At 42.0% G+C, this 26035-nt stretch carries 25 protein-coding genes; 16 read left to right on the top strand and 9 right to left on the bottom strand.

From position 1 onward, the window contains the following. The first annotated feature begins 97 nt into the window (after positions 1 to 97). On the top strand, positions 98 to 835 hold the full coding sequence (locus F0145_RS19570; protein WP_150091124.1) for a M23 family metallopeptidase: 738 nt from the start codon (positions 98 to 100) through the stop codon (positions 833 to 835). Here the strand turns inward: F0145_RS19570 and F0145_RS19575 are convergent. The 4 genes from F0145_RS19575 to F0145_RS19590 form a co-directional block, all read right to left on the bottom strand. Continuing rightward, positions 814 to 1173 carry a hypothetical protein gene (locus tag F0145_RS19575; protein WP_150091126.1) on the bottom strand — a complete coding sequence of 120 codons (360 nt, stop codon included), beginning with the start codon at positions 1171 to 1173 and terminating at the stop codon, positions 814 to 816. The two genes, F0145_RS19570 and F0145_RS19575, sit on opposite strands and share 22 nt — an antisense overlap. Next, a complete protein-coding gene (gene mobC, locus F0145_RS19580) occupies positions 1163 to 3169 on the bottom strand; it encodes a conjugal transfer protein MobC (protein ID WP_150091128.1) in 2007 nt (668 codons plus the stop codon). Before mobC ends, F0145_RS19575 begins: the two co-directional genes overlap by 11 nt. A gap of 198 nt (positions 3170 to 3367) precedes the next feature. Then, the gene (locus F0145_RS19585; RefSeq protein WP_150091130.1) at positions 3368 to 5812 is read right to left on the bottom strand and encodes a relaxase/mobilization nuclease domain-containing protein; all 2445 of its coding nucleotides are present in this window, start codon (positions 5810 to 5812) and stop codon (positions 3368 to 3370) included. Continuing rightward, positions 5797 to 6237 (bottom strand): plasmid mobilization protein, encoded by a 441-nt coding sequence (locus F0145_RS19590; RefSeq protein WP_150091132.1) that lies wholly within the window; start codon positions 6235 to 6237, stop codon positions 5797 to 5799. Before F0145_RS19590 ends, F0145_RS19585 begins: the two co-directional genes overlap by 16 nt. Positions 6238 to 7356: 1119 nt before the next feature. On the opposite strand from F0145_RS19590, the gene F0145_RS19595 reads away from it, so the two are divergent. The 15 genes from F0145_RS19595 (at position 7357) to F0145_RS19665 (ending at position 20933) form a co-directional block, all read left to right on the top strand. Beyond that, positions 7357 to 8109: a ParA family protein gene (locus tag F0145_RS19595; RefSeq protein ID WP_150091134.1), complete on the top strand. Its 753-nt coding sequence runs from the start codon at positions 7357 to 7359 to the stop codon at positions 8107 to 8109. A gap of 10 nt (positions 8110 to 8119) precedes the next feature. Then, complete coding sequence (locus tag F0145_RS19600; RefSeq protein WP_150091136.1) at positions 8120 to 8683, top strand: DUF3408 domain-containing protein; 564 nt, start codon at positions 8120 to 8122, stop codon at positions 8681 to 8683. Between the two features lie 353 nt (positions 8684 to 9036). Then, a complete protein-coding gene (locus F0145_RS19605; protein WP_150091139.1) occupies positions 9037 to 9777 on the top strand; it encodes a hypothetical protein in 741 nt (246 codons plus the stop codon). 26 nt (positions 9778 to 9803) lie between these two features. Continuing rightward, entirely contained in the window at positions 9804 to 10121 is a 318-nt protein-coding gene (locus tag F0145_RS19610) for a DUF4134 domain-containing protein (protein ID WP_150091141.1), read from the top strand. A 12-nt stretch (positions 10122 to 10133) separates the two neighbouring features. Continuing rightward, a complete protein-coding gene (locus F0145_RS19615) occupies positions 10134 to 10457 on the top strand; it encodes a DUF4133 domain-containing protein (protein WP_150091143.1) in 324 nt (107 codons plus the stop codon). Between the two features lie 3 nt (positions 10458 to 10460). Next, positions 10461 to 12953 (top strand): TraG family conjugative transposon ATPase, encoded by a 2493-nt coding sequence (locus tag F0145_RS19620; protein WP_150091145.1) that lies wholly within the window; start codon positions 10461 to 10463, stop codon positions 12951 to 12953. Between the two features lie 11 nt (positions 12954 to 12964). After that, a complete protein-coding gene (locus tag F0145_RS19625; RefSeq protein WP_150091147.1) occupies positions 12965 to 13381 on the top strand; it encodes a hypothetical protein in 417 nt (138 codons plus the stop codon). A 76-nt stretch (positions 13382 to 13457) separates the two neighbouring features. Then, entirely contained in the window at positions 13458 to 14072 is a 615-nt protein-coding gene (locus F0145_RS19630; RefSeq protein WP_150091149.1) for a hypothetical protein, read from the top strand. Positions 14073 to 14091: 19 nt separating this feature from the next. Continuing rightward, on the top strand, positions 14092 to 15141 hold the full coding sequence (gene traJ / locus F0145_RS19635) for a conjugative transposon protein TraJ (RefSeq protein WP_150091151.1): 1050 nt from the start codon (positions 14092 to 14094) through the stop codon (positions 15139 to 15141). Between the two features lie 14 nt (positions 15142 to 15155). Then, positions 15156 to 15779, top strand: a complete 624-nt coding sequence (traK, locus tag F0145_RS19640) for a conjugative transposon protein TraK (RefSeq protein ID WP_150091153.1) — start codon at positions 15156 to 15158, stop codon at positions 15777 to 15779. A gap of 2 nt (positions 15780 to 15781) precedes the next feature. Further along, positions 15782 to 16060, top strand: a complete 279-nt coding sequence (locus tag F0145_RS19645; RefSeq protein WP_150091155.1) for a hypothetical protein — start codon at positions 15782 to 15784, stop codon at positions 16058 to 16060. A 1-nt stretch (position 16061) separates the two neighbouring features. Beyond that, positions 16062 to 17324 carry a conjugative transposon protein TraM gene (gene traM, locus F0145_RS19650; protein ID WP_150091156.1) on the top strand — a complete coding sequence of 421 codons (1263 nt, stop codon included), beginning with the start codon at positions 16062 to 16064 and terminating at the stop codon, positions 17322 to 17324. 17 nt (positions 17325 to 17341) lie between these two features. Continuing rightward, on the top strand, positions 17342 to 18268 hold the full coding sequence (gene traN, locus F0145_RS19655) for a conjugative transposon protein TraN (protein ID WP_150091158.1): 927 nt from the start codon (positions 17342 to 17344) through the stop codon (positions 18266 to 18268). Positions 18269 to 19363: 1095 nt separating this feature from the next. Then, positions 19364 to 19702: a four-helix bundle copper-binding protein gene (locus tag F0145_RS19660; RefSeq protein WP_150091160.1), complete on the top strand. Its 339-nt coding sequence runs from the start codon at positions 19364 to 19366 to the stop codon at positions 19700 to 19702. A 340-nt stretch (positions 19703 to 20042) separates the two neighbouring features. After that, positions 20043 to 20933 carry a cation diffusion facilitator family transporter gene (locus F0145_RS19665; RefSeq protein ID WP_150091162.1) on the top strand — a complete coding sequence of 297 codons (891 nt, stop codon included), beginning with the start codon at positions 20043 to 20045 and terminating at the stop codon, positions 20931 to 20933. Between the two features lie 146 nt (positions 20934 to 21079). Here the strand turns inward: F0145_RS19665 and lpcA are convergent, their stop codons facing one another. The 5 genes from lpcA to F0145_RS19690 all read right to left on the bottom strand — a co-directional run bounded on the left by lpcA (position 21080) and on the right by F0145_RS19690 (position 26013). Beyond that, positions 21080 to 21679 carry a D-sedoheptulose 7-phosphate isomerase gene (gene lpcA, locus F0145_RS19670; RefSeq protein WP_150091164.1) on the bottom strand — a complete coding sequence of 200 codons (600 nt, stop codon included), beginning with the start codon at positions 21677 to 21679 and terminating at the stop codon, positions 21080 to 21082. 47 nt (positions 21680 to 21726) lie between these two features. Continuing rightward, positions 21727 to 21924, bottom strand: coding sequence for a hypothetical protein (locus F0145_RS19675; protein WP_150091166.1), 198 nt, complete (start codon positions 21922 to 21924; stop codon positions 21727 to 21729). Between the two features lie 160 nt (positions 21925 to 22084). Next, positions 22085 to 22537: an OsmC family protein gene (locus tag F0145_RS19680; RefSeq protein WP_150091168.1), complete on the bottom strand. Its 453-nt coding sequence runs from the start codon at positions 22535 to 22537 to the stop codon at positions 22085 to 22087. A 23-nt stretch (positions 22538 to 22560) separates the two neighbouring features. Then, positions 22561 to 23955, bottom strand: a complete 1395-nt coding sequence (gene lpdA / locus F0145_RS19685) for a dihydrolipoyl dehydrogenase (protein ID WP_150091171.1) — start codon at positions 23953 to 23955, stop codon at positions 22561 to 22563. 21 nt (positions 23956 to 23976) lie between these two features. Then, positions 23977 to 26013, bottom strand: coding sequence for a heavy metal translocating P-type ATPase (locus tag F0145_RS19690; RefSeq protein WP_150091173.1), 2037 nt, complete (start codon positions 26011 to 26013; stop codon positions 23977 to 23979). Positions 26014 to 26035: the final 22 nt, after the last annotated feature.

The raw sequence follows: 26035 nt of genomic DNA on the forward strand, positions 1-26035 counted from the left end.
ACTAGCCTATAAATTATCAATATAATTTATATTATGAATTAACAAGTTGTTTTTTATATGCGTATAAATCATTATACGCATAATTTTAAAAACCGGCATGCAGCAATACTTAAAATATTTTGCTTTAATCTTCCTCTTGCCGGCGAAGTCCCCTCTGCTAGCGCAAGGAATTCCGGTTGGAAAAGATTCAGTATTAGAACTTGAGATATCGGAACGGGAAAAATGGCAGGCCTCTCCCCTTTGGCTGGAAAAACAGGTGATCCAGGAAGAAATTAAAAAATTCGCTTATAATCTTTTAAGATACGCCGTAACTTATAGAGATATTTTTAATGTGCTGCGGATTACCCATTGGGATGCGGCCCTTATACAAAATATTCCGAGCCTGGTTCCCATCCAGCAAGCCCAAATAAAAAATTTCAAAATTACTTCGGGTTTCGGGTACCGGGAACATCCTATAAACGGTGAATATAGGTTTCATGGGGGTATTGATATACCCGCTCCGCATGGTACGCCAGTTTATGCGGTAGCCAACGTAATCGTTAACCGGGTGGTTAAATTCCATTACTCCTTGGGCAACTTCATTCAGCTAAACCATTTAAATGGTTTTATTACAATTTACGGCCATTTGCTCCGATTTATTGTCTTTCCTAGGCAAGTAGTGAAGCAAGGCCAGGTTATTGGGTATGTCGGCCAGTCCGGTTTAAGTACCGGAAATCATTTGCATTACATTTTAATTAAAAATGGCCTTCCCTTGGACCCGTACCCTTTTTGTTTCTTAATGTATGATAAGTTTAAAGCCGAAAAAAAGCGTTCTTATTCTGGCAGTTCAAAATAATCGTTTATGTTTTCCACCTTATCCTGCGGCCGTAACTTCTCAGTAAACACGGAATTATCTTCCGCCAATATATAATTCAGGTTATAATCTTCCTTCAGGTAATAATTCAGCATCACGAGTAAATTATCAATGGTGCCCCCGCCTGTTTCAATGCGCTGAATAATATTTTGGTTTAAGTTGGTGTAATTGGCCAGCCTGACCTGGCTTAATTTAGGTTTAATAGCATTGCGGATTTCAGCTAGTCGTTTTCCCACGACTAACTGAAATTCTGCTTTATCTATCGTAATACCGGTATTTCTACTCGGTATATTATCTATTACTTCCTCCTTATTTTCCATTTTCTTTAATCAGATGCTTGGTTTGTTCATTACTTTTTATCCGCTTGATTTCAGCCGTAATTAAATTTTGAATATCAGCCTTTATCTGAATATAATTGTTGCGGATGATTTCGTCCATACGATTCTGGCCGGTGCTGTCGGTAAAATTAGTAATTACCGGTATATCCTGATACCGGCTTTCTTCTTCCTTTACGGCCTTTACATCTATTTTAATGGTAGCATGAAATACCTTTTGGCTAATTTCCTCTCCCCTATTATCCGCAACGGCTCCCACAAACATCCCCTGCGATAAATTGGCTATCTTACTGGCTGGAATCATGCTGTCCAGTTGGGTAGAAGTAGAAGTAGACATACTATCCCGGTTTACAGAAATACTTTGGCGTTTCTGCAAGATCCGGCCGAACCTTTCTGATAATTGTTTGGCGCTCTCACCTACTACCTGGCCGGAAAAAATATTACCAATGGTATTTTTTATAACCGTAGCTTCTGCCCGGCCATAATCCCGCTCTAGCTGGCTAAAATCCTGGAAGCCTAATAAGGTGCTTACTTTATTACTTCTGGCCGTCGCGATTAGATTATCCAATCCTTTAAAGTAGATAGTGGGTAATTCATCTATGATTACCGAAGTTTTAAGCTTATTTTTTTTATTAATTAATTTAATAATCCGGGCGTTGTACAAACCAAGGGCTGCGCCGTAAATGGCCTGACGGTCGGGGTTGTTACCGACACATAATATTTTGGGGGCTTCGGGATTATTTAAATCAAGGGTAAAATCATTTCCGCTCATAACCCAATAAAGCTGTGGTGATGCCAGCCGGGATAAGGGTATACGGGCGCTGGCTATTTGGCCTTCCAGCTGTTCCATAGCCCCCCCTTCAAACGCTGAAACGAAAGGCTTAACGTAATTTTCTATTTCCGGATAACTCCCTAAAATAGGAAATATTTCTTCGTACTTCCGGCTTAAAAATTCGATGGCGTGGGGAAAGGTACAGTAATGGCCGTTTTCGTATAACTTTAAAAACCAGATAATAGACGCCAAAAAATTAATGGGTGATTCTACAAAGAACTCACCTTGCTTTTCTATCCATTTTTTATTCAGATTGAGCATGATGGTATAGGCACTTTCGTAGGCATCTACAATATCGGTCATCATAGAAGGAAGCAAGGGGTTACACCGGTGACTCTTAGCCGGGTTATCAAAGTTAATCACATAAAAACTTGGTTTAACGGGGTACTTGTCGTAGTTTTTCAAAAGGGTATTGTAGGCAATTCTGGTAAGGTCATCAAACTTATAATCGTAGATATAGATGGCAAAACCTTTGCCAATGTGCTGCTTGATGAACTGGTTAATAACGGCATAAGATTTTCCGGAACCTGGGGTACCGGTTACGCCGGTTGCCCGGAATGGATTAACTACGTTTATCCAGCCATGGCGCTTCTTTCCTTTTAATTGGTATTCGGTAGGCAGATTAACAGAAAATTCATTTTCCATCAAAACTTCTTCCTGGGGAAATGATTCGTTTTCTACATTAAAAATATCCTGCATCAGATCATTATGAAAGACCCTGGAAAGATAGTTGCCGCATTTTAGGAGCATCAAATAGCCCCCGGCTAAGGTGGCCATGTAAAGGAAAGCATTCGGAATCAAAGGAGTTGAAAAATTTAATAGCAAATCATTGGCAAAAAATAGGATTAAGCCTAATATCAAATATATCCCGATCTTTTTCCCCGAAATGGTATCGGATTTAACGCCTTTGGTACCCAGGCAGGAAACACCTAAAAACAGAATACTAGCCAATTTAGAATAAAGCGACTGCTGAAAAAGGCCACTTCCTTTATCTAACTTTTTTAAAATAGAATCTATCATGGGGAAGGTCCATCCATTTTCCTGAAAAGCAGAATAACAAAACCAGTAAATATTTAAGAATAGTAAGAATATACTTATTAGACGGGTAAAATCCATCAGCTTGGATAAGGCTCGTTGATCTTCGTGCATTTCCTTAATGAATTAAGTTTAAATAAGATTTCTTGGCTTGAAAACTGGTTTTAAAGCCGAATCAGGCAAGAGCCTTAGCAAACGTATAAGACGGCTGGCAAAAAATCACATTATTCCCAGGGGCCTGGCATTATTTAGATTCTTTTGCTAACTTCGAAAATATTTACTTTATCAGTTATAATATTTCTTTTTCGGTTATCACCAACGGGGGCGCCGCCGTTTCTTCCGCCTGTTTTGCTCCGGCTTATGCTCTTCATTTTCTCCACTTTCTCTTCCGAAAACAGCATCCGCTAAATTATTAAACAATTGGCCGAAACCTTCTAATAATTTTGCTCCTTGCATGGCTTCCGTACTGTAGCGATTGGTGAGGGGCGTATTTTGACTTGGTTCCCGTAGCGTATCTGCCGGGTATCCCACAATCTCTTTTAAAATTACCGGAATCAAATCCTTGGCTTGAATTTTTTCCGCATGTCCGCTTTCGTTTTTAAGTTTAAGAAAATCCGTAATGCGTTTCTCAATTTGTTCGCCTAACGGTTTATTCATTTTATGAATTAAACTTAATACGTGATTCGTAGCTTTTAGATCATTTTTTTGTAGAGCTTGATGGAGCCTTACAATCAGGCCGTACTTGGGCGAAATCTTAACTTCACCGGTTTGCAACGGCCGGAATACCAGTTTACGCATACGGGCGGCCGTCTGGTAGGTAAAATTGTTAGCTTTCAGGTATTCCGTAATTTTGGTGCCGGCTTTCACAAAGGTGGTTTCGGGTAATTTATAAAAACCAATATGGAAAGAAATTATTTCGCCCTGCTGGTTGGTTTCCGGCTTTATAAGTAAGCCATTTTCCAGAATTTTAGAAATAGTTTGGTTATAATTTAAACCATTATCCAAGTTCCGGAAAAAGCCATCTACATAGTTTAAATTGGCGTGGCTGTAGAGTAAATGTTTATCCGAACTGGTGAAGTAAGGCAATAGGGGCGAACGCGGCAGAAAGTTTATTTTATCAGCCAGTTTCAAACGGGTATAATCCCGCTCCTCTTGGGGAAGGCTTAGCACTTTTATAATATTTCGGTCAATTTTATCCAATACCGGAATTTCCGAGGCACTAACCGCTAACTTCTCCCCGGTTGCCGGCGTGCTGAATAAATTAAAAAGCGTAGTTTTAGGCACGGTATACCCGACCTCCTGGCTCTTAGCCGGATGGATGAACAAATCTTCGCCTTTTTGGGAGAAAGTAATATTATTAGCATAGAGGAAGCTTAATTTTTGCTTTAAGGTTAACGCCTGGTTCCGCTGAATAAAATCAAGTAGGGCCGGTGTATTCGCCTTAAAATAGCCGGTTTCCTTTTCCTGTACTTTGGGTAACTGCTTATGGCGGTAGGTTATAAAATTATCTACTGCTAACCGGGCCTGGTTGACCTGCATGAGGGGGAGTTGATTTTGCAATTGCAAAATGAATTCTTCTGCTAACCCCGGCAATGCTTTTATCAGGCCGCTTTCATAATAAAACTTTTCATCCGTCTTCCGGTGTTCGTTATAAATGCGGATTAAATGCTTATTCGCTTTTTGCAGATCCTGGACGGATAAGGTAGTATCCGTAAACCGTTGGTTTAAGGTATGGGCAGAAAATGCTTTGCCTAAATTCCGGCCATTGAGGACTATTTTAGTTTGGGTATCAATAAAGGTAATGCCGTACAGGCGGTTTTCCTTGCTCTGGCGGCATACCGTTTGTATCCCCTGGCGATTTAAATGGTTTTTGAAATCGGTCTGGGTAATATACGGATAAGCTTGCAGTACGCCTTTAATCTTTTGGCTAAGGAGGGCTTTTACGTTGCTTTCCCTTATTTGCTTTTCGTCCTGATTAAACTTATCCCGCAAAGCGGTTAAACCCACTTTCTTATCTATGGCACTGGCTTTAATACGGGTGCTCACCTTCTCTCCTGCTGGATTAATAACGGCGTAAAATAATCCTAAGGTTTTATCCGGTTCTTGCTGGTCTTTTACTTCCTCTAGCGTGACATTATACTGATTTAACAAGGTTTTAAATTCCGTTAAAGAAGTGCATTTATAATCCCTGGTGGCGGACCGTACCACGGCGGCAATGGCGCTTTTTGTATCCGTCTTACCATATTCAATAGCCGAAATATTAATAGGTGCAAAAATATTTTCGCGGTTCTTAATTTTATCTCCAGCTTTAATCAGGCCGTACTTTACTTCCAGATCTTTCCGGATTTCTTCCGAACGGAAACGGTCATTAGAGGTACTTATAGCTTTTCCGTTCAGGCCAACACTCACCGAAACCAAATGAATATGGGTACGCTCTATATCTTCGTGTTTATAAATGATAAACGGTTGCTGGCCGTAATTCATACGCTCCAGGTACTCCCGGCCAATAGCCGTTAGTTGCTCGTCGCTTAATTTATCATCTGGATCAGGATTTAAGGATACGTGAAAAGTTGGTTTGCTAATTTTAGAATTCAGGTTAAGATACGCCTGGAAGGCCTGTATCTTATCCTTTAAAGTTAATTCGTCCGGAGATTTTACATCGTTTATTAACTGTGCATAAAGAATACTAGACTTTTCCTTTTCGTTATAATTCAACAGACCCATTATATCCTTACCCCGTATTATCCTTGCAACCATTTTTCCCTTAACTTTAAAACAATCTGAAAGAAGTGTTCCTGAGTATGCTCTAAATTTTCAGTTAATGCGATTAGCTTTTTAACTTCTGAGGGTACGGGTCTGGTATCTGTTAAAGAGTTAATTTTTTTCACCACCTGGTTATAATTCGTGCCGATAGCTTTTATCTCCCGAATTAAATTCTGGATTTCCGTTACCAATGTAATACTCAAACTATCTCTTATAGCTAACTTCTGCTGAAACATGATATCATAATACATATCCGTTTTACTCTTATAATTTGAATTTTTAAAACGGGTATCCATCAATTGGAAATCTTCTTCGGTGACCCTAAAGTGTATTTCGCAAGAAGCGCGCTCTTTAGCTGACTTCGGCTTTCTCCCTCCCCTACCCTTTTTCTTATCAACTGGTTTTTCTTCTTTATCCATACTGCTCAAATTTTTAGAAAGCGACTTTGGAGCGATTTAGATTTCTGGCATTAGCAAACCCGGTAAGGCCCGTTAGGGTTTTTGTGGAACAAAAACATATCTTGCTTTTTGCTATCGCAAAACCCCAGATTATATACTGCTTCCCTGGTGGAAAGTTTACCATTTTAAGTAAGGCTGGAGGGAAATAAAACACAAAAATAAAGGACTGGAAAAAAACAGGTTTATATAAAGCAATATCCATGTAAATATAGAAACAAAGAAACAAATATAAAACCCTAGTGTAGGTATTAAATGCAAACCGATAAACAAATATTTATGTAGATCAGGATACAAATGTTTAAGGATAACAGGATACCGATAAACACCCCTTTAAAGATACCAGGAAAAAGGTATACAGCGATAACACTATACCAATAAACAAATGTTTAAAGATACCACAAAATAAGTAGTTAGAGATAGCAGGATATCTATTATCCTACTTTTATATAAACCTGGAAACAAATAGTTAAAGATAACAATATAACTATAAACCCAGGTTCAACGATGCAGGTAATTAAGGACAAAAATAAACACATTGAAATACATTTAAAGGAATCGAGAATTATATATAAAAATAAAAATATGGATATATGTATGCAGATACAGGTAGGTATAGGTTAAAATTTTTAAATTTATAATGGCATCTAGGTATCCCTATTAAAATAAACATGTAAACCCGAGAAAATTGATTCATACATATACAAATACATGGGTTTAGTTTAACCTTTATACATATATAATTGTTTAAACAGATATTTTTTTTGATATACATACTTAAAGGTATACATAGATATGTTTACCAAGCTTTATATAAACAAAGAGGTACGTTTAAATATTTTACAAGGTATGCTGGTTTACCTTTTTATAGATTTAGGTATATCTGTATTAATGGAAACAAATGTATAGGTATTTAGAGGCATCCATTTATATAGGACAATTTATAAACTTAATTCCTGGTTAATATTTACCGGGAATTACATACTTTTGGGTTTATATAAATCCGGGTTTGGATAAATCACTTTAAATAACAACCTAGGTTTATATAAACCTATTTAACTATATTAATTTGTCTTTTATTTTATGGCTAAAGAAACCAAATTCATTTCCTTTTTTAATCAAAAGGGTGGGGTAGGAAAAACAACCTTGGAAATACTAGTGGCTAGCTATTGTCATAGTGTCCTGGATTTGAATGTCGGCATTGTGGATGCTGACTTTCCGCAACATAGTGTTCAAAAGTTAAGGGAAGATGAGATTAGCTTGGTTCGCACCCAAACGTCCTACCAAAATGCCTTTAAAGAGCAGGGGAAAAAAGTATATCCGATTATACCGAGCAATCCTGGTGAAGCGCTGACCGATTTAAGCCAATTTGAAAATACGGAGGAACCCTTTGATATTGTTTTTGTGGATTTACCCGGCACGGTTAATACCAGCGGTGTTTTGTCTACCATTAGCAAGCTGGACCATATTTTTATCCCGCTCATCGCCGATCAGCTGGTAGTTAAAAGCAGTCTTGAGTTTGGCCTGCTGGTAAACCAGAATTTCATTGGTAAACCGGGAATTAACTTAAAAAGCCTACATTTCTTATGGAACAACGTGGTTAAATCAGAAAAATCAAATTTGTACACCGCCACCGAAAAGGTAGTTACCAAGGCGGGCATGCATATTTTAAAAACCCAACTTTATCAAAGTGTCAAATTCCGGAAACCTGAATTTCGCTCCACCATTTTCCCCATGGAAGCCCACCTGCTGAAAGACACCAATATGGTTCCCTTAATTGAGGAGATTCTTACAGTTATTGGCGTTTCTGTTGCACCTGTTACACTTACTGTTTAATTTAGCTCATATGGCAAAGAATAATAAGAAAAAATTTAATGATGATACTCCTTTCGATGAAAGCCTGTTAATTGGCAGTTTAAGCGGATTTAATTCAAATTTTACCAGCAACAAAAATAATTCGCCGGATATGGCCAGGGGAGGGGAGGGGCAGGCCGAAACGGCGGCGGCGGAACCCAAATCTGGCCCGGAGGACCTAGAACTCCTGGATTCCGCTGCCGGGAAGGCAAAAGAAAGCAAAGGAGAAAATAAGGAGCAGGTGCCTGTTCCGGATTTAGACACCGCCATTTCCCCCGGTGCGGTTACCCCGGAAATAAAACCTAATTTAAAACCGGGTTCTAAACCTAAATCAGGTAAGGGGTGGGAGCATAGCCGCTTTTTAACGCCTACTTCCGGGCGCAAGGAAGAAACCGTATATATTTCAGCTGACCTTAAAAAGCGAATTCGGGCGGTTCTTCTTTATTCTGGACTCAACAGCATCGCCATGGCTGATTATCTGGAAAATATATTAGTGGAACACTTTGAAAGATACGGAACCGATATTGAAGAATTAAGAAGGAAATTTATGGAATAGGAGAGGGGCACCAAAATACCTTTTTCTGCTAATGGCTACTTCGGCATTGATTCCGTTAGTAGCCATTTTTTTTTGCTATTTATTCTCTTAACCAATTTATAATAAAATTATTAAAAATAATTCATCTTGTAAATAATTATTATCGTATAAATTTCATTATTACATAGTAGGCGGCACCACACAAAGAAGTAATTTTCATATTAATTTACCTATATATTTAAAATAAAGCTTGTTTTATAGTATTGCTTTTATTTTTTATTTGTTTTAACTTAGTAAGATCACTAATTAAAATTATTTATTAAGTGAATTATTTATATACTTAAAAGGCAGGTATAAACATAAATTTTACAAATATGTTTGCTGGTATTACTTGGGTTCAATTTGGTCTGTTTATATTAGTTGCGGTTATCCTCTACTATAGTATTATATTATTCATCTACTACCGATCCGAGATATTTGGCACGCTCCGTAAAACCAGTGCCCCTTCTGATCTGATTCCTTCTTCTGCAGCAATGACTTTTTCCGTTCATTCAGCTATTGGTGCCACGGCCGATTACGGCAATGATATTTCCTCTCCTCCTGGGTCTGACAGTTTTAAGAATAATGACACTGAAAATCCTCCTGCTTCAGATGAGCCCAATAATGATCCCGCACAGGAAGAAGATTCAGATCTAACCGGTGAATATTGGAAGGGTGAAGAAAACCTAGCAGAAATACAAGAGCAGGAAGAAGATCTGTACTTTATGGATGATATCGACCTGGAAGAACAATTTATTCCTTTTGCTGCGGGTGATGCGGTAGAATTCGTAACAGGTGGGATTGTCCTGGCGGATCTAAACCAAACGGTAGAGCTGTTAACCCAGGAAGAAATTACGGATACCGAAAAAGGGCAACTGTCAAAAAACCTGGAAATAATGGAAGATACGCTTTTACTCCAAACCCTGATGACAGACAATGTACGAGCAAAGGCCCGGGTAGAACTACTTTTAAATGAAGCTTTATGGGAGGAAGAGGCTCCTCCTAAGGAGCCGCAGGAAATCAAAGATTCCTTTTCTGATCTTGATGTAAAAAAATTGCTTAAACAAGTTCATTAATTTTTTACCACCTAATTTTTAAAAACATGAAAAATCTAAAAAACCAGAAATTTCTCAACGCGGTGGCGGTGTTTGCCTTACTATGTGTCGCCCCAGCTGCTTTTGGTCAGGGCAATGGCGCTGCGGGTATTGAAGAAGCCACGGCCCAGGTTACCAGCTATTTTGAACCTGCTACCAAATTAGTGTATGCAGTTGGGGCAGTGCTTGGGTTAATCGGCGGAGTTAAAGTTTACTCAAAATGGAACTCTGGTGATCCGGATACCCAGAAGGTAGCTGCCGGTTGGTTTGGCAGCTGTGTATTCCTGGTAGTAGTGGCTACCGTGTTAAGAGCTTTTTTCCTTTAGATTTTTAATCCCTTGGCTAATTATGGTATCAATAAAGGGATTAACAAGCCGGTCGAGTTTAAAGGCTTAAAAGCGCAATACCTGATGTATTTTTTTGTGGGGTTGTTAGGAGTTTTTATGTCCTTTACCATCTTGTACTTAATTGGGTTGCACCTCTACACCTGTTTTCTTTTGGCTTTCGTAGCGACTAGCTTGTTATTCCACTTTGTTTTTAAATGGAACCGGGTTTATGGAGAACATGGCTTAATGAAGAAGGAGGCGGCCAGAAAGCGGCCGAATTACCTGGTAAATCAGGGGAAATTTTTAAGAATGTTACAGTACAAAAGAAAGCGGTAAATTATGGGTGATGTTTACAGGGCAGATACGCTGGAAAAGAAACTACCTTTATACAAGGTTGAACACGATTGTATTATTAACAAGTTTGCGGAAATAACGGTTTGTTTTCGGGTGGATCTGAAAGAGATATTTACCTTATCGCAACCGGATTATGAAAGCCTTCACCAAACCTGGATTAAAGCGTTAAAAATCCTCCCGAAATATACTATTTTTCATAAACAGGATTGGTTTGTGGAGGAAAAATACAGACCAGATTTCAGCCAAAATAATCTTAGCTTCCTGGACCGGGCATTTGAGCGGCATTTTAACGAGCGTTCATTTCTTAACCACTATTGCTATTTATATATTACTTTATCCTATCCGGAAAAAGCTAAAAAGAACAGCATGTGGAGTTCCTTGGTGCGGGGAAAGATTATTCCGAAAGAAATAGATTCTCCGGGTGTTATCACTAATTTTTTTGATACGGTAAGCCAGTTTCAACGCATTTTAACCGATAGTGGTTTTATTCGCCTGGAACGCCTGACCGAAGCAGAAATAATCGGTTCCGAAGAGAAAGCCGGTATTATAGAAAAGTACCTAGCCGTCAGCCAGGAAGATGTAATACCCTTGTCCGATATTGATTTTTCCCAAGGTTTACAGATTGGCGCTAAGTATTTTAATTTATTTACGTTATCCGATATTGACGATCTACCAGGTTCGGTTAGTACTGATAAACGCTATGACCGGTTAAGTACTGATAAAAGTAGTTGCAATATGGGGTTCGCTGCGCCGGTGGGCTTATTACTTTCGTGTAACCACATCTACAACCAATACCTATTCATTGACGATCACACTGAAAATATAAAGGATTTTGAAAGGAAGGCCCGCAACTTAAACTCACTGTCTTTGTACAGCCGGGAAAATGCAATAAATAAGGAGTGGTACGATCAGTACTTAAATGAAGCCATTAGTTATAATCAAATTTCAGTAAGAGCTCATTTTAACGTTTTCCTTTGGTCGGAAGATCCTGAACAGCTAAAAGAGTACCGCAATTTGGCTACGGCCGGCATTGCGGCGATGGATTGTAAACCACGTTTAAATACGAAAGACATACCTACCTTATTTTGGGCGGGTATTCCGGGTAATGCTTCTGATTGCCCAAGCGAAGAAACCTTTTATACCTTCCTGGAGCAAGCCGCGTGTTTTATAAACCACGAGACGAATTACCGTTCTTCCAGCAGTCCGTTTGGCATTAAAATGGTGGATCGCCTGAGTGGTAAGCCAATCCTGGTGGACATCTCCGATGAACCTATGAAAAAGGGGTATACCACGAACCGGAATAAATTTATTCTCGGTCCATCCGGAAGCGGGAAATCCTTCTTTACCAACCATATGGTTAAGCAGTACTATGAACAAGGAACTCATGTGCTCCTGGTTGATACGGGTAACTCCTATTTAGGCTTGTGCGATTTGATTAGCCGGCAAACGAATGGGCGGGATGGCGTGTATTTAACTTACACGGAAGAAAACCCCATTAGCTTCAACCCCTTCTATACCGAAGATAGACAATTTGATCTCGAAAAGAAAGAAAGTATTAAAACCCTCATTTTAACGCTTTGGAAAAGAGATACGGATATTCCTACGCGGGCCGAAGAAGTGGCTTTATCCAATGCGGTTAATTACTACCTGGTTGCCCTAAAAGATAAAACCGATATCACCCCTGGTTTTAATACTTTTTACGAGTTTGTAAATGGGCCCTACCGGAAGATTCTGGAAGAAAAAAAAGTAAGGGAAAAAGACTTCGATATTGACAATTTTATCAATGTGCTGGCACCCTATTACGAAGGGGGAGAATATGATTACCTGTTAAACTCCGCGAAAGAATTAGACCTGTTACAAAAACGGTTTATCGTCTTTGAGTTAGACAATATCAAAGATCATAAAATCCTATTTCCGGTGGTTACTTTAATTATTATGGAAACCTTTATTAATAAAATGCGACGATTAAAAGGTACCCGGAAAATGATATTGATTGAGGAAGCCTGGAAAGCCATCGCCAAAGAAGGGATGGCCGAATACATTAAGTACCTTTTTAAAACCGTCCGGAAATTCTTTGGCGAAGCGGTTGTCGTAACCCAGGAGGTAGACGATATTATTCATTCGCCCATTGTAAAGGATACCATTATTAATAATTCCGACTGTAAAATCCTGCTCGATCAGCGCAAGTACCTGAACAAATTTGAACAGATTCAAAATTTACTAGGCCTATCCGATAAGGAAAAAGAACAAATATTATCCATTAACCTGGATAATAACCCCAATCGCCGCTACAAAGAAGTTTGGATTGGCTTAGGTGGCGTTAAAAGCGCCGTTTACGCCACCGAGGTTTCCCCGGAAGAATATTTTACCTACACCACCGAAGAAACCGAAAAAGTAAAACTTTTTGACTTAGCCAATCGGAAAGGGAGTATGCAGTTAGCCATTACGGAAATGGCTAATGGAGCAAGAGCCAGTTAAATTGTAAATCTATGAAAAATTTTAGCGTCGCTGTAGCTACGGGCTACACGGTTATGACTTTCCTTATTGCTGCAGGCGGGGCTGGTTGCTCCGGTCAGACTGATACTGCTAGCAAGCCCAGCGGATCGGCTGAAACGGCCAAGGAGGAGCCAAACGATGATACAAGGGATTATGCCGAAAATTTTGTCGGAGAATGGAAATCTGTAGAAAGTGAAGAAAGAAACCATATGGTTTTTACCCGTAATGGCGAAAATTTCATTATGAAGGAAGGAGATAAAACCGTTCCTGCGGTATATGATAAAGAAAGTAAAGTAATCAAAATTAATGCTGGAGTTCCATTCGATGTTATGTATCTGGAAAATGAAAATATGCTTTTAGTCACCGGAGGTGGAAAATATACAAAGGTTACTAGAGCTACAGAGAAATAGAAACAAATATAAATAGGTAAATTCGTTCATAGATAAATTGATTAATAGGTAAATATGAACATTAAATTTAATGGGTATGAAAAAGTATGTTTTAATTTTAATATTTCTAATTGGGTTTAATCTCAATTCCACTGCGCAATTTGTAGTAGCCGATCCCACGGCTTTTTCCCAGCGAGCCATTCAGCAAATCACCAATATTACGGAACAGATTCAGCAGAAGTACGAATTGGTTCGGCAATTCAAGGAAACAAATAAAATTTATACCCAGGGCAAGGAGTGGTACGATGGTCTGAAACGGGTAAATCAAACCGTAGCCGAGTATCAGAAAATCTACGAAACCTTACAGCTTACCGGGGAAATCGTTGATTTGTACGCTACTAATATTCAAAGATTCCGGATTGATCAAAACTTTTCTCCCCGAGAGGTTGACTATATAACCGAAGGCTACGGCAAGCTTTTAAAAGAGAGCTCGCGGCTCGTTGATGATTTAAACTTAGGGGCTAAATCTACCGGGTTGAGTTTGACCGATAAGGAACGCCTGGATATGATAAATACCACCTACGAAAAAGTAAGGGAGCATAAGGCCCTGGTACAATATTTTACCAATAAAAATATTTCCGTTTCCTACCTACGGGCAAAAAAGAAGAATAATACCCAGGGCGTCATGCGCTTATACGGGTTAGCCCAATAACATTTTAAATTTTACCGGCATGAATGATGAATGGTTGAGTCTGCATCAGATTCTGAGACAGCTTTATGATGACATGTTGCCTTTATGCGATTCCTTAATTGGGGTTGCCCGTGGTATAGCCGGATTAGGAGCTATTTTCTATATCGCCAACCGGGTCTGGCGGCATATGGCCAATAACGAACCAATTGATTTTTACCCGCTGTTCCGGCCTTTTGTAATTGGCTGGTGCATTATGTTCTTCCCGTTGGTGATTCAGCTGCTTAATGGCCTTTTGAACCCGGTGGTAACGGCTACTTCCTCCCTGGTTGACACCCAAAACGTGGAGGTGCGGGAATTCCAGGAACAATTAACAAAACTGGAAGAGGCCAACATGAAAAAGGAGGGCAAAGGCTGGATGGTTGATGATGCAGAGTTTGAAAAGAAATTGAAAGCATTAGACATGCTGGATTTAGGCGATAAAGCGGGTATGTATACTGAGCGTGCCATGTATCAAATGAAGACGAGCGTAAGGGAGTGGTTTAAAGAATTACTAATTGTGCTTTATGAAGCTGCCAGCCTGGTACTCGATACCATCCGAACCTTCTTTTTAATTGTAATGGCCATTGTAGGGCCGATTTCTTTTGGCTTGGCGGTCTTTGACGGCTTCCACGGAACCCTTACCAACTGGATTGCCCGGTACATCAACGTCTTTTTATGGCTGCCGGTGGCCAATATTTTTGGAGCCATTATTTCAAAAATAAATGTACTGATGCTGCAAAAAGATATTGCGGATTTACAAAGTGGTGGTGATTTTGATGCCACCAACACGGCTTACCTGGTTTTTCTGCTGATTGGTATTTTTGGCTACACCTGTGTTCCTACCGTAGCCGGATGGATTGTACAAAGCTGTGGCGCGGGGCGTTTTATGCAGCATATTACCCATACCACGGTTAGCACCCTTGGCCGGGCAGGTTCGGTGGCCGGTGCCGGCGCCGGTGCTGCGGGGGGAGCGGTGGCCGGTGGAGTAAAGAGCATGGGAACAGCGGCTAAAAATTTAGTTACCAATACCGGATATTCTAAACTTAATTAAGGAAAGGGGAAAAAATGCAGTTTAAAAGTTTAACCAATATTGAATCCAGCTTTAAACAAATGAGGCTGTTTCTAATAATTTTTATAAGCTTAACATTTTGCTTATCGGTTTATATCGTTTACACGGCCTTCAGTTTTGCTAAAAAATCACGGGAAAAAATATATGTATTAGATCATGGCAAATCGCTGATGCTGGCACTCTCCCAAGACATTAAGCAGAATAGACCGGTAGAAGCCAGGGACCACGTGAAGCGGTTTCACGAGTTGTTTTTCACCTTATCGCCGGACCAGAAAGCCATCGATTACAACATTAACCAGGCGCTAAACCTCTGCGACGAATCGGCAAGGAATGAATACGCTAACTTGAAAGAAGCCGGGTACTTTATGAACCTGATAGCGGGCAATGTGAGCCAAGAGATCAGGATTGATAGTGTACAAACTAATTTTAACGACTATCCATATACCGCTAAATGTTATGCGACGCAAACCATTATCCGGTCTACCTCGGAAACCCAGCGTTCCCTTATTTCCCAATGCCAGTTGCGTGATGTAATTAGGAGCGATAATAACCCCCATGGCTTTTTAATGGAAAAGTGGCGGGTATTGGAAAACAGGGATTTAAAAGTTATTTCCCGGTAATCATGAAAAGCAATATTACTCCTTTAAACTGGTTTAAAGTCCAATTACACTTAATCCAAAAATCCATTGTTCAATATTTAGAAAAGAAGGAAAGAGGTTTAACGCTGGCCCAAAAGAAAATCTATTTTTTTCTGTTTGTTCTTTTTTTCGGCGGCTTTTTCGGGTATTGCCTGGTTTCCGGACTAGCCGGGCAGGGCAGTTCTACCATTGGTATTACTGCCATTAAACGCCCTATCGTGCAGCATCAGGTCTTTAAAACGGATTCAGTAAAAATAAAATAACATGGATACCACGCAAGTTCAACATTCCCCAGAATTTCTTCATCAACGGAAAATGGCAGTGGCGCTGCCGCTGTTTATTGTGCCGTTCCTGACTATTATATTTTATATTTTCGGGGGTGGTACGCCACCGGCCAGCGCCACCATGCAAATTACCGGTCTGAACACCGAAGTTCCCAAACCGGCTGAAAAGGGCAATCTTATCAGTGATAAATTAAGTGCCTATAAATTAAAAGATGAACAGGAAGCAAAAGCGGAACGGATGCGAACACTTGCTGATGATAGGGATAGCAATATTTCTTCTTCCGGGGTATTAGATACTAATTCTGTTGCATCTGGTTCTAGTGGGTTGGCTTATACGCCGGCTCCCCGGCCTACGGTCAGACGGGAGGACCGGCGGGAATATGACAATTTAAATACCAGGGTAAATTCTTTTTATCGAACCTCGGCTAATAGTTCTTCCGTTTCGGATGCTAAAATTGACCGGCTTATCGAATTAATGGAAAGAGAGCAGGGTGGGGGTGCGGCCAGCATGGATGTAAATAGAGAACTCAAGAACCATCCTTACTTACAATATCTTCAGCGCACGTTAACCAGCGGGCAATTTGCCGGGGAAAAGCCTGCACCACAAGTTCAAGACACGGTGGGTAAAAAGCAACCAAAAAGAAGAATTGTAGAAGTGGCCGGGTATAATCAGAAAGTGGTTAATAAACTGCCCCAGTTAAAAGAAGATGAGCAACGGCCAGCTATGCAACAAGGCAATACCTTTTATTCGCTTGGAGGCAAGGGCGGACACATGATTGGCAACACCATTAGTGCCATGATCCACAACGATCAAACGCTGGTCAACGGCTCTACGGTTAAAATGCGGCTGGTGAATGACATTAATCTACAAGGTACGGTTATCCCTAAGAATTCCTTTATTTACGGGGTAGCTTCCATTGGGAATGAGCGCCTGAAAATTGCTGTTGAAAATATCCGGTACGGCAAAGATATTGTACCGGTGGATCTGAAAGTATATGATAACGATGGCATGCTGGGCGTGTATATTCCTGGTTCCGTAGAACGTGACGCCGGAAAAGAAGCGTTGGGCAGTATGGCTTCGGGCGGCAGCTATAATGTTACGATGGCAACCGGGGTAAAAGAACAACTCGCCATGCAAGCAGCGCAAAGCGGAATTAATGGTATTAAAACCTTAGCAGGTAAAAAAGCAAGACAGGTAAAAGTGCATGTAAAAGCTAATTACCAGGTTTATCTGAAATCTTAAATTTAACTAAGAATATTATGAAAAAGTATATATTTACTGTCTGCTTTATTTTAGTATCAGGCTTTTCGGCGCTGGCACAAAACCGCCAACCTTTTAAAGATACCCAGTTACTAAAATCATTTTCTTTTGGCGTTTCTTATTCCAAAACGGTTAGTCTAATTTTCCCATCGGGGGTGCATAGTGTGGATCTGGGCTCCGGTGCGGTGATAGCGGATAAGTTTACCGGGGTAGAAAATGTACTGCGGGTTAAAGCCAATATGAAAGGTTTCCCGGAAACAAACCTTTCGGTCATAACCAAAGATGGCAAATACTATTCCTTTTACGTTAGCTATCAGGAAGAACCGGTTTCCCTTACTTATAACATTGAGGGAGCGGATAATACCGGAACTACTCATCCAACTACCCAGGCCCAAAGTAAAGCCATCCCTGGTACTTATTTAACTGCCAGTATGAATGATGTACCTATCGTCTTTGAAACAGTCCAAATGAACGAAGCCGATTTAAATTTTTATAGTCAGGAAATAGCAAAGCGGGGAGATAAGATTTCCGGAATCGGCATGCAAAAAAACAAAGTTAGATTTGATATAGAAGGTATATATATTAAAGATAATGTTATTTTTTACAGCGTTAATGCTAAGAATACCAGCAATATTAATTACGATATTGATTTTATCAAATTCTATATCCGCGATAAAAAACAGCGTCAGCGTACGGCCATTCAGGAAACGGAAGTAATGCCGATTTTTGTTTATCCGGAAAACCAGAATACAATTTTCGGTAAATCAGAATTAAACCGGGTTTACTGCCTCGAAAAATTCACCATTCCGGATAAAAAGAGTCTGGTTATAGAAATGTATGAGCAAAATGGTGGCCGGGTAATGACGATGGAAGTTAAAAATAAAGATATTGTAAAAGCTTCTCCTATTAATTTTGCTAGAAAGTAGAGATAGTTCGATTGAACTAGAAACAGTATTTCTTTTGTCCGGTGTTGGTTAAGTTTCAGAAAAACAGCCTGGTGAAGCTGTTTTTTTATGCTTTTTTTATTAAGCAAGGGATTTTTAGTTACTAGTCTACAGGAGCTGTTTATCATAAATGGTCCGGCAAACAGCGCCCATTTTCTTCAAAATCAGGTTAGCATTATTTAGGAATTCACAAAAATGGCGTTACATCAGGAGGGGATTCCCAGGCCTTTTACGTCCAACGCAACTATAAGGGTTAAGGTCTATAAAGATAAGCGGTGAGCACCCAGGCCGGCCATTTTTATGGTGGGCTTGGGTGCGGGTGAAAATTAAGAGCTTGCCGGCACGGTTAGCGAAGGCGCAGCCGGAGCTAATGGTGCCGGCTTGCGGCAGTATCTCACTCCGATCCAGCTAGACCAGAAAAGGGTAGGCCCTTTTTTGCCTACTGTTTTCTGGTCGGGTAGAAAGAAGGCCGGTTAATCGGTTCTGGCCGGAAAGGGAGCGCAGCGGACTTACCGGCCAGAACTGATTCATCCGGCTTTTGCGGGAGGGATAGCAGGGGAAAGCCCGGAGCAATAGCGAGGACTTGTACCGGATAGCCCAGTTCTCCGAAATCAGCCATACTTAACTCTTTAATCAATTAAATTGAGTTGCCTGGAGTTGCTACCTTAAATTAGATAGGGAAGTTAAGCGAAAATAATTCGTTTCAAAGTAGAAAGAAATTTTTGAACGTTTTACACATAGGTCGCTTTTTGTGTGTCTAGCGACACCCAAACTAAATGATAAAAGAGAAGGTTTATGGACAAACCAAAGCTTCATAATTTCATGAGCCTGTATAAACACTTAAATACAAACAGCAGCTTATTTGCCTTCTGATCATACAGGCACTCCGGGTCATATAAGCTGCAATTACTTTTCCCAACAAAGCCAAAGTGGTAGCTGAACAAGTTGGCAAATCCAGATCTGCGCATCTTTATAATAATTCATCAGCTTAAAGCTGTTAACAATAAAAATAACCTAATATAGTTAAGTTCGTATTTTTTTATTTAAAGTTAATCTATAAATATCGATGAGAAAACTATGGAAAACCACAATCATCAGCAGCTTATTGAAAAATTATTAAATTGTGCAAACACGTGTGAAATTTGTTTTTCCCATTGTCTTTCAGAAGGGGGAATGATGGCTAATTGCGCAAAACTGGACCGGGACTGCGCCGATTCCTGCCGCCATGCTATTGCGCTTTTACAAAGTCAATCGGTTATTGGTCACCAATATCTGGTTCTTTGCGAAGAGATTTGCCGCAAATGTGCGGAAGAATGCGCTCAGCACCAGCATGAGCATTGTCAACGTTGTGCCCAGGCCTGTCAGGAATGCGCCGAAGCCTGTCACAGCCACCATGAACAAATTACTCAACGTTAATTTATGGCGGCTAGCTCATTTGGTTTGCAACGCAATGGGTTAGCTGCCTATGTTTTTTTCAACATGTAGATAGAGGCGTTTCAAAGATAAAGTATGCCTGATAACTGGTGGCAGTTCCGGCATAGGGCGCGCTACTGCTGGCCATACAGTCTATTCTGGAGGTGCAACCCCAGGCTACTTTCATTCAAAGTGAGTCAACAGAATACTTCCATGCTGTATCGTCCTTTGGGCACCGCTTACCGCAATCTTATTAGGGAATGGAAGGTTATTCTGGCTGATGAAAGCTATGGCATCCATATTACTTATTGAATAATAAGTTAAACCATAAAGATATTCGGATATGTCACAAGGACACGCTATTTCGCCCAGCAGTCAGAATAAAAAGCGCCTGATGTTTGTACTGGGATTTACTTTACTATACTTATTAGCCGAAGTAATAGGCGGAATCTGGACCAAGAGTCTGGCTTTACTGGCCGATGCCGGGCACATGCTGACGGATGTAGGGGGATTGGTGTTTGCTTTAATTGCCATAAACCTGGCTGAGAAAAAAGCAACGCCGGAAAAAACGTACGGCTACTACCGGGCTGAAATCCTAGCGGCACTGGCGAATGCCGTTGTTCTGATTGGAATATCCTTATACATTTTATACGAGGCTTACTTGCGTTTCCTTAACCCGCCGGAAGTAGAAAGTAAATTTATGCTGGTTATTGCCGGAGTGGGCCTGGTCGTAAACTTAATCGGCATGTATATTCTGCGGAAAGGTTCCAAAGATAGCCTGAACATGAAAGGGGCTTACTTTGAAGTTTTATCCGATATGCTGACCTCAATCGGGGTAATTGCAGCAGGTATTATTATGTGGACCACGGGGTGGTATTATGCCGACCCTATTTTATCAGCGGGTATTGGCTTATTTATTTTACCCCGCACCTGGATATTATTGAAAGAAGCCGTTGATATTTTGCTGGAAGGAACGCCCGCTGATGTTAATCTGGCAGTGGTGCGTGAAACACTACAAAAAATACCCGGCGTAACACAGGTTCACGATTTACACGTGTGGACTTTAACCTCCGGCATTAATGCGATGAGTGCCCATGTAGTTATTGAAGAGCAGACAACCCCTAATCAGGTTTTAAAAGCTATCAATGACCAGGTGAAAGAACCCTTTAAAATAAAACATACCACTATCCAGGTAGAAAATGAAGGTTATGAGGAACAGGAGATTCACTTGTAACTAAACTTCTGCTGGCTCATTATTAAAACTAATTTCTTTCGAGCTTTTGCGCAAAGAAAGGGAGTTGATAGAAAATAAATCGTTAGCGATAATACCTTTTTAATAATGTTTGCATGGGGCCAGTAATATTTCGCCGGGCATATGCCTCATATAAATGGTGGAATCAGCACCTGCTGCTCAATGAGCAATACCAGGATATGAATAATTTTGATATGAACTTCCTGGATACGGTCGGCGTGACCGACGTGCGGTACCCGAATTTCCACATCGGCTAAAGCCGCTAACTGGCCACCACCATTCCCCGTCAGCGCTACTACTTTCATTTCCCGTTCCCGTGCCGCGCGGGCTGCCTGTAGGATATTTTCTGAATTGCCACTGGTGCTAATGGCTAGAAGTATATCTCCCGGCCGGCCTAACCCTTCCACAAAGCGGGAGAAGATAAAAGAAAAGCCATAATCATTCCCGGTGCAGGTAATATGGCTGGTATCCGAAATAGCAATAGCAGCCAATGCCGGCCGGTCCTTCCGAAAGCGGCCCGTGAGTTCTTCGGCAAAATGCATGGCATCACAGTGGGAGCCGCCATTGCCGCAGGATATAACTTTATCCCCCTGCCGCAGGGCCTTACTCATTAACAAGGCTGCCTGCGCGATGGCTTCTGTATTTTTCTCTTCGGTCAGAAACGTTGTTAGTACGGTCTGGGCTTCTTGGAACTGCTGTTTTATTAAGGAACTGAAAGAATGGTCCATATTTAAGTTTTAAAAAAATAATAGCCGCCTTTATTTGCTTCTCCCAACTATTGGAGCGTGAAATAAAGTTTTACCTCAAAATTTATACCGGACGCGTGTGTTATTAAACTAACCTGTAAATGATCCCAAATACTAAACTCCTGGTGGAGGTAAGCGACTGTTTCGTGGCCTTCTTTTTTGGCTAAAGGAGCTACCAGTTCGTTGAAAAGGGGCAACTCATTTTCATCTACTACTTGCAGACTCAAGGAGGGGGGAATAGTTCCCCTCGGCGGTAGGATAAAAAACAGCTTGCTAAGAATCAGGGCGGTATGGTTATGGTTGTTTTCCACCCGAAAACTGTTATTAAAATTATTTAAGTGAACAGAACACATCCTATTTATTTTTGAAAGCGGAAAAAAATCCTCATTACAGAATAGGCGCTACCACCACTTCTGTAAAAACCGAATTAGAGATAAAACAATCGTTATGAGCTTTATGGTGAAGTTGCTCCAGCTGTTCAGCGGTAGGCTGTCTGTCACCGCTAAAAGTTACCTTGGGGTTTAAAGTAACCTGTAAAACGGCCATTTTCCCATGGGCATTTTTACCCACCGAAGCAACCGCCTCGTCTTCATAGCGCTCCACGATAAATTTCTGAAAGGCAGCCAGGGCCAGAAAAGTGAGCAGGTGGCAGCTGGCCAGGGAGGCGGCAAAGGCTTCTTCCGGATTGACTAATTCGGCCTGGCCCAGGTACTCCGGCGCAGCGGAAGCTTCCACGGCACTGCCCCCGCCAAAGGTCCAGGTATGGGTGCGGCTGTAGGTTTTATAAGTAAAGTCGGTCGTATCACCCGACCATAACAAGTTTACTTTGTATTCGCTCATCTTGGTTGCTTTTAAGGAAACAATTAAATATGAATGGCCTGGTTGGCTACCGCCAGACAGGCTTCTTTCAAAGATTCGTAAAAGGTGGGGTGCCCGTGGGACATCCGGGCTATATCCTCGGCCGAAGCCCGGTAGCTCATAGCCGCAACGGCCTCCCCGATGATATCACTGACCCGGGGGCCAATCATGTGAATGCCGAGAACTTCGTCGGTTTTAGCATCGGCTAATACTTTTATCAGCCCGTCTAAATCATCATTCATCCGGGCGCGGGCATTGGCCCGGAACGGGAAGGAGCCGCTTTTATACGCTTTACCGTCTGCTTTTAGCTGCTCTTCGGTATAGCCCACACTGGCGACTTCCGGCCAGGTATATACAATGCCCGGAATGAGCAGGTAATCCAGGTGCGGCTTTTGGCCGGCCAGGCGTTCGGCCACCAATACACCTTCTTCGGAAGCCTTATGGGCCAGCATCACCCCTTTCACCACATCACCAATGGCATAAATACCCGGCACATTCGTTTCCAGATTTTCATTTACCGCGATGCGCCCCCCTTTGTCGGTTTTGATGCCAACGTTTTCCAACCCTACGCCGTCGGTAAAAGGTTTGCGGCCCACCGCCATTAAGCAATAATCACCTTCCAGGGTCAGGGTATTACCCGCGGTATCTTCCGCCGTGACGGTTACCCCGGTTTCGGTGCTTTGCGCGCCCGTTACCTTGTGGCTGAGGTAAAATTCCATGCCGAGCTTTCGCAAAGACTTTTGCAGTTCCTTGCCCATGGTCCGGTCCATGCTGGGAATAAGGATATCAGTATATTCCAGTACACTGACCTTGGCACCAATACGGGCATACACCGACCCAATTTCCAGGCCGATGACCCCGCCGCCGATGACCAACAGGTGCCGGGGGATTTCCGGTAAGGTTAGTGCTTCCGTGGAGGAAATAATTCTTTTTTTATCGATGGTAATACCAGGCAAAGAGCTGGGCTTGGAACCGGTAGCCAGAATGATGTATTTGGTTTCAACGGTAGTGGGCGTCTCTGCCGCTCCCTGAATGCTCACCGTCTGGGGTGTCAGCAAGGTTGCGGTGCCGTGCAATACTTCTACCTTGTTCTTTTTCATTAAATAATCTACCCCAGCTACGGTTTTTTGAACCACATCCGCTTTATGGGCGAGCATTTGGGGAAAATCCAGTTGCAGGTTTTCCAGCCGGATGCCATGAATTTTAAATTTATGCTGCGCATTGTAGAAGTGCTCGGAACTGTCTAAGACGGCTTTGGAAGGAATACATCCCACATTGAGGCAGGTGCCGCCCAAGGTATTATACTTTTCAATCAGAGCCGTTTTTAATCCTAACTGGGCGCAGCGAATGGCTGCCACATAGCCGCCGGGACCGGACCCAATAATGGTTACATCGTACATAAGGTTTCCTTTTAAAATGGGTTAATCTTTCTTGCCGAAATCCATGCGCTGAATGCGTATGGCATTTAAAATTGCCAGGAATGCTACCCCCACATCGGCAAACACGGCTTCCCACATCGTGGCAACCCCAAAAGCGCCGAAGGCCATCACCAGGAGCTTGACGCCAAAAGCCAGCCCAATATTCTGCCAGACAATCTGCTTGGTCGCTTTCCCGATATGAATGGCCGTTGCTATTTTGGAGGGTTGGTCGTTCTGAATCACGACATCAGCGGTTTCAATAGCGGCATCGGAGCCCATGGCACCCATGGCCAGCCCTACATCCGCCAGGGTAATTACCGGCGCATCGTTGATGCCATCGCCCACAAAGGCTACCGTCCGGCCCTGCTGTTTTAATTCCTCTACTTTGCTCACTTTATCCTGGGGCAATAAGCCGCCGTAGGCCTTGTCGATTTTTAAGCTAGCGGCTACTTGCTGCACGATGGAATCTTTATCACCGGAGAGCATCGTAATGTTAGTAATTCCTAAAGCATGTAATTGCCGGACGGTTTCGGGCGCATCGGTTTTGATTTTATCGGCAATGGTGATGTAGCCGGCAAACTGATTTTCAATGGCTACCATCACAATAGTATCCACAATCGCATCAATTTCCGGGTCGTAGCTGATGTGAAATTTGCGCATCATCTTGCCGTTGCCAGCCAGGACTGATTTACCGTCCACCATGCCTTTCAGGCCATGGCCAGATATTTCTTCTACGTCCGAAACGGTCAAATGCTTATAGCTGTCTCCCGCGTGTTGTACCACCGCCTGGGCGACCGGGTGAGAAGATTTACTTTCCAGCGCGGCGGTCAGCGCCACCAGTTCCGTTTCCTGCAGGCCATAGGTCTTAATTCCTTGTACTTTGAAAACGCCTTCCGTCAGGGTACCGGTCTTATCCATCACGATGGTATCAACGGTAGTAATCAAATCCAGGAAATTGGAACCTTTAAATAAAATACCATTTCGGGAGGCAGCGCCAATGCCACCGAAGTAACCGAGCGGAACCGAAATGACCAGGGCGCAGGGACAGGAAATTACGAGGAATATAAGCGCCCGGTAAAGCCAATCATTAAAAACATAATCTGCTACAAAGAAATAAGGCAATAAGGCCAAGCCGAGGGCAGCAAAAACAACAATGGGCGTGTATATTTTGGCAAAACGGGTAATAAATTGCTGGGTTTTGGCTTTGCGGCTACCGGCGTCCTCCACCAATTTTAGTATTTTGGATAAGGCACTATCTTCGTAAGCCGATGTTACTTTAATATCGATAACCTTATCCAGGTTAATCATTCCGGCAAGCACTGTTTCCCCTTTGCTTTTGGTATCCGGTTTGGATTCTCCGGTGAGGGCAGCCGTGTTAAAAGAGGATTGTTCGCTCAAAAGCTCCCCGTCTAAGGCCACTTTTTCCCCGGCTTTTACCTGGATGGTATCCCCGATGCTCACCTGCTGGGGTTTCACCTCCGTGGCCTGCCCGTTTCGAAGCACGGTAACAATTTCGGGACGGTTGTCAATTAAATCCTTGATGGATTTGCGGGAGCGGGCGACTGCCGCCTCCTGGAAGTGTTCGCCAATGACGTAAAACAACATTACGGCTACCCCTTCGGCATATTCCCCGATGTAAAAGGCCCCAATGGTAGCCATACTCATGAGAAAGAACTCGTTGAACACGTTGCCTTTGGTAATATTGCGCAAGGCGTGCCACACGACTTTACCGCCGACCAACAGGTAAGCAATGCCATATACGGCCAGGCGCACATACGTTGTAAACCAAGGCACATCAAGGTAATCCAGGAGAATCCCGCCTAATAAAAGTACCAGGCTAATGATAGTAGGGACATAGGAAGCAGTCTCATCGTGGTCGTGGTCATCATCGCCATGATCATGACCATCATTGGGACCATGCCCGGCTTCGTACTGCGTGCCGGTTTTGGGAATTTGCGGGCCTGGTTGTTCGGCCGTGCGGGGCGAAGTAATCTCCATCGCCTTCGGCACTTGCTCATTTTTATCGGTTTCTTGGTTCATAGTATTTGGTTTAAAAACGAAT

This window comes from Adhaeribacter rhizoryzae (assembly GCF_008629685.1).
Taxonomy (GTDB): Bacteria; Bacteroidota; Bacteroidia; order Cytophagales; family Hymenobacteraceae; genus Adhaeribacter; species Adhaeribacter rhizoryzae.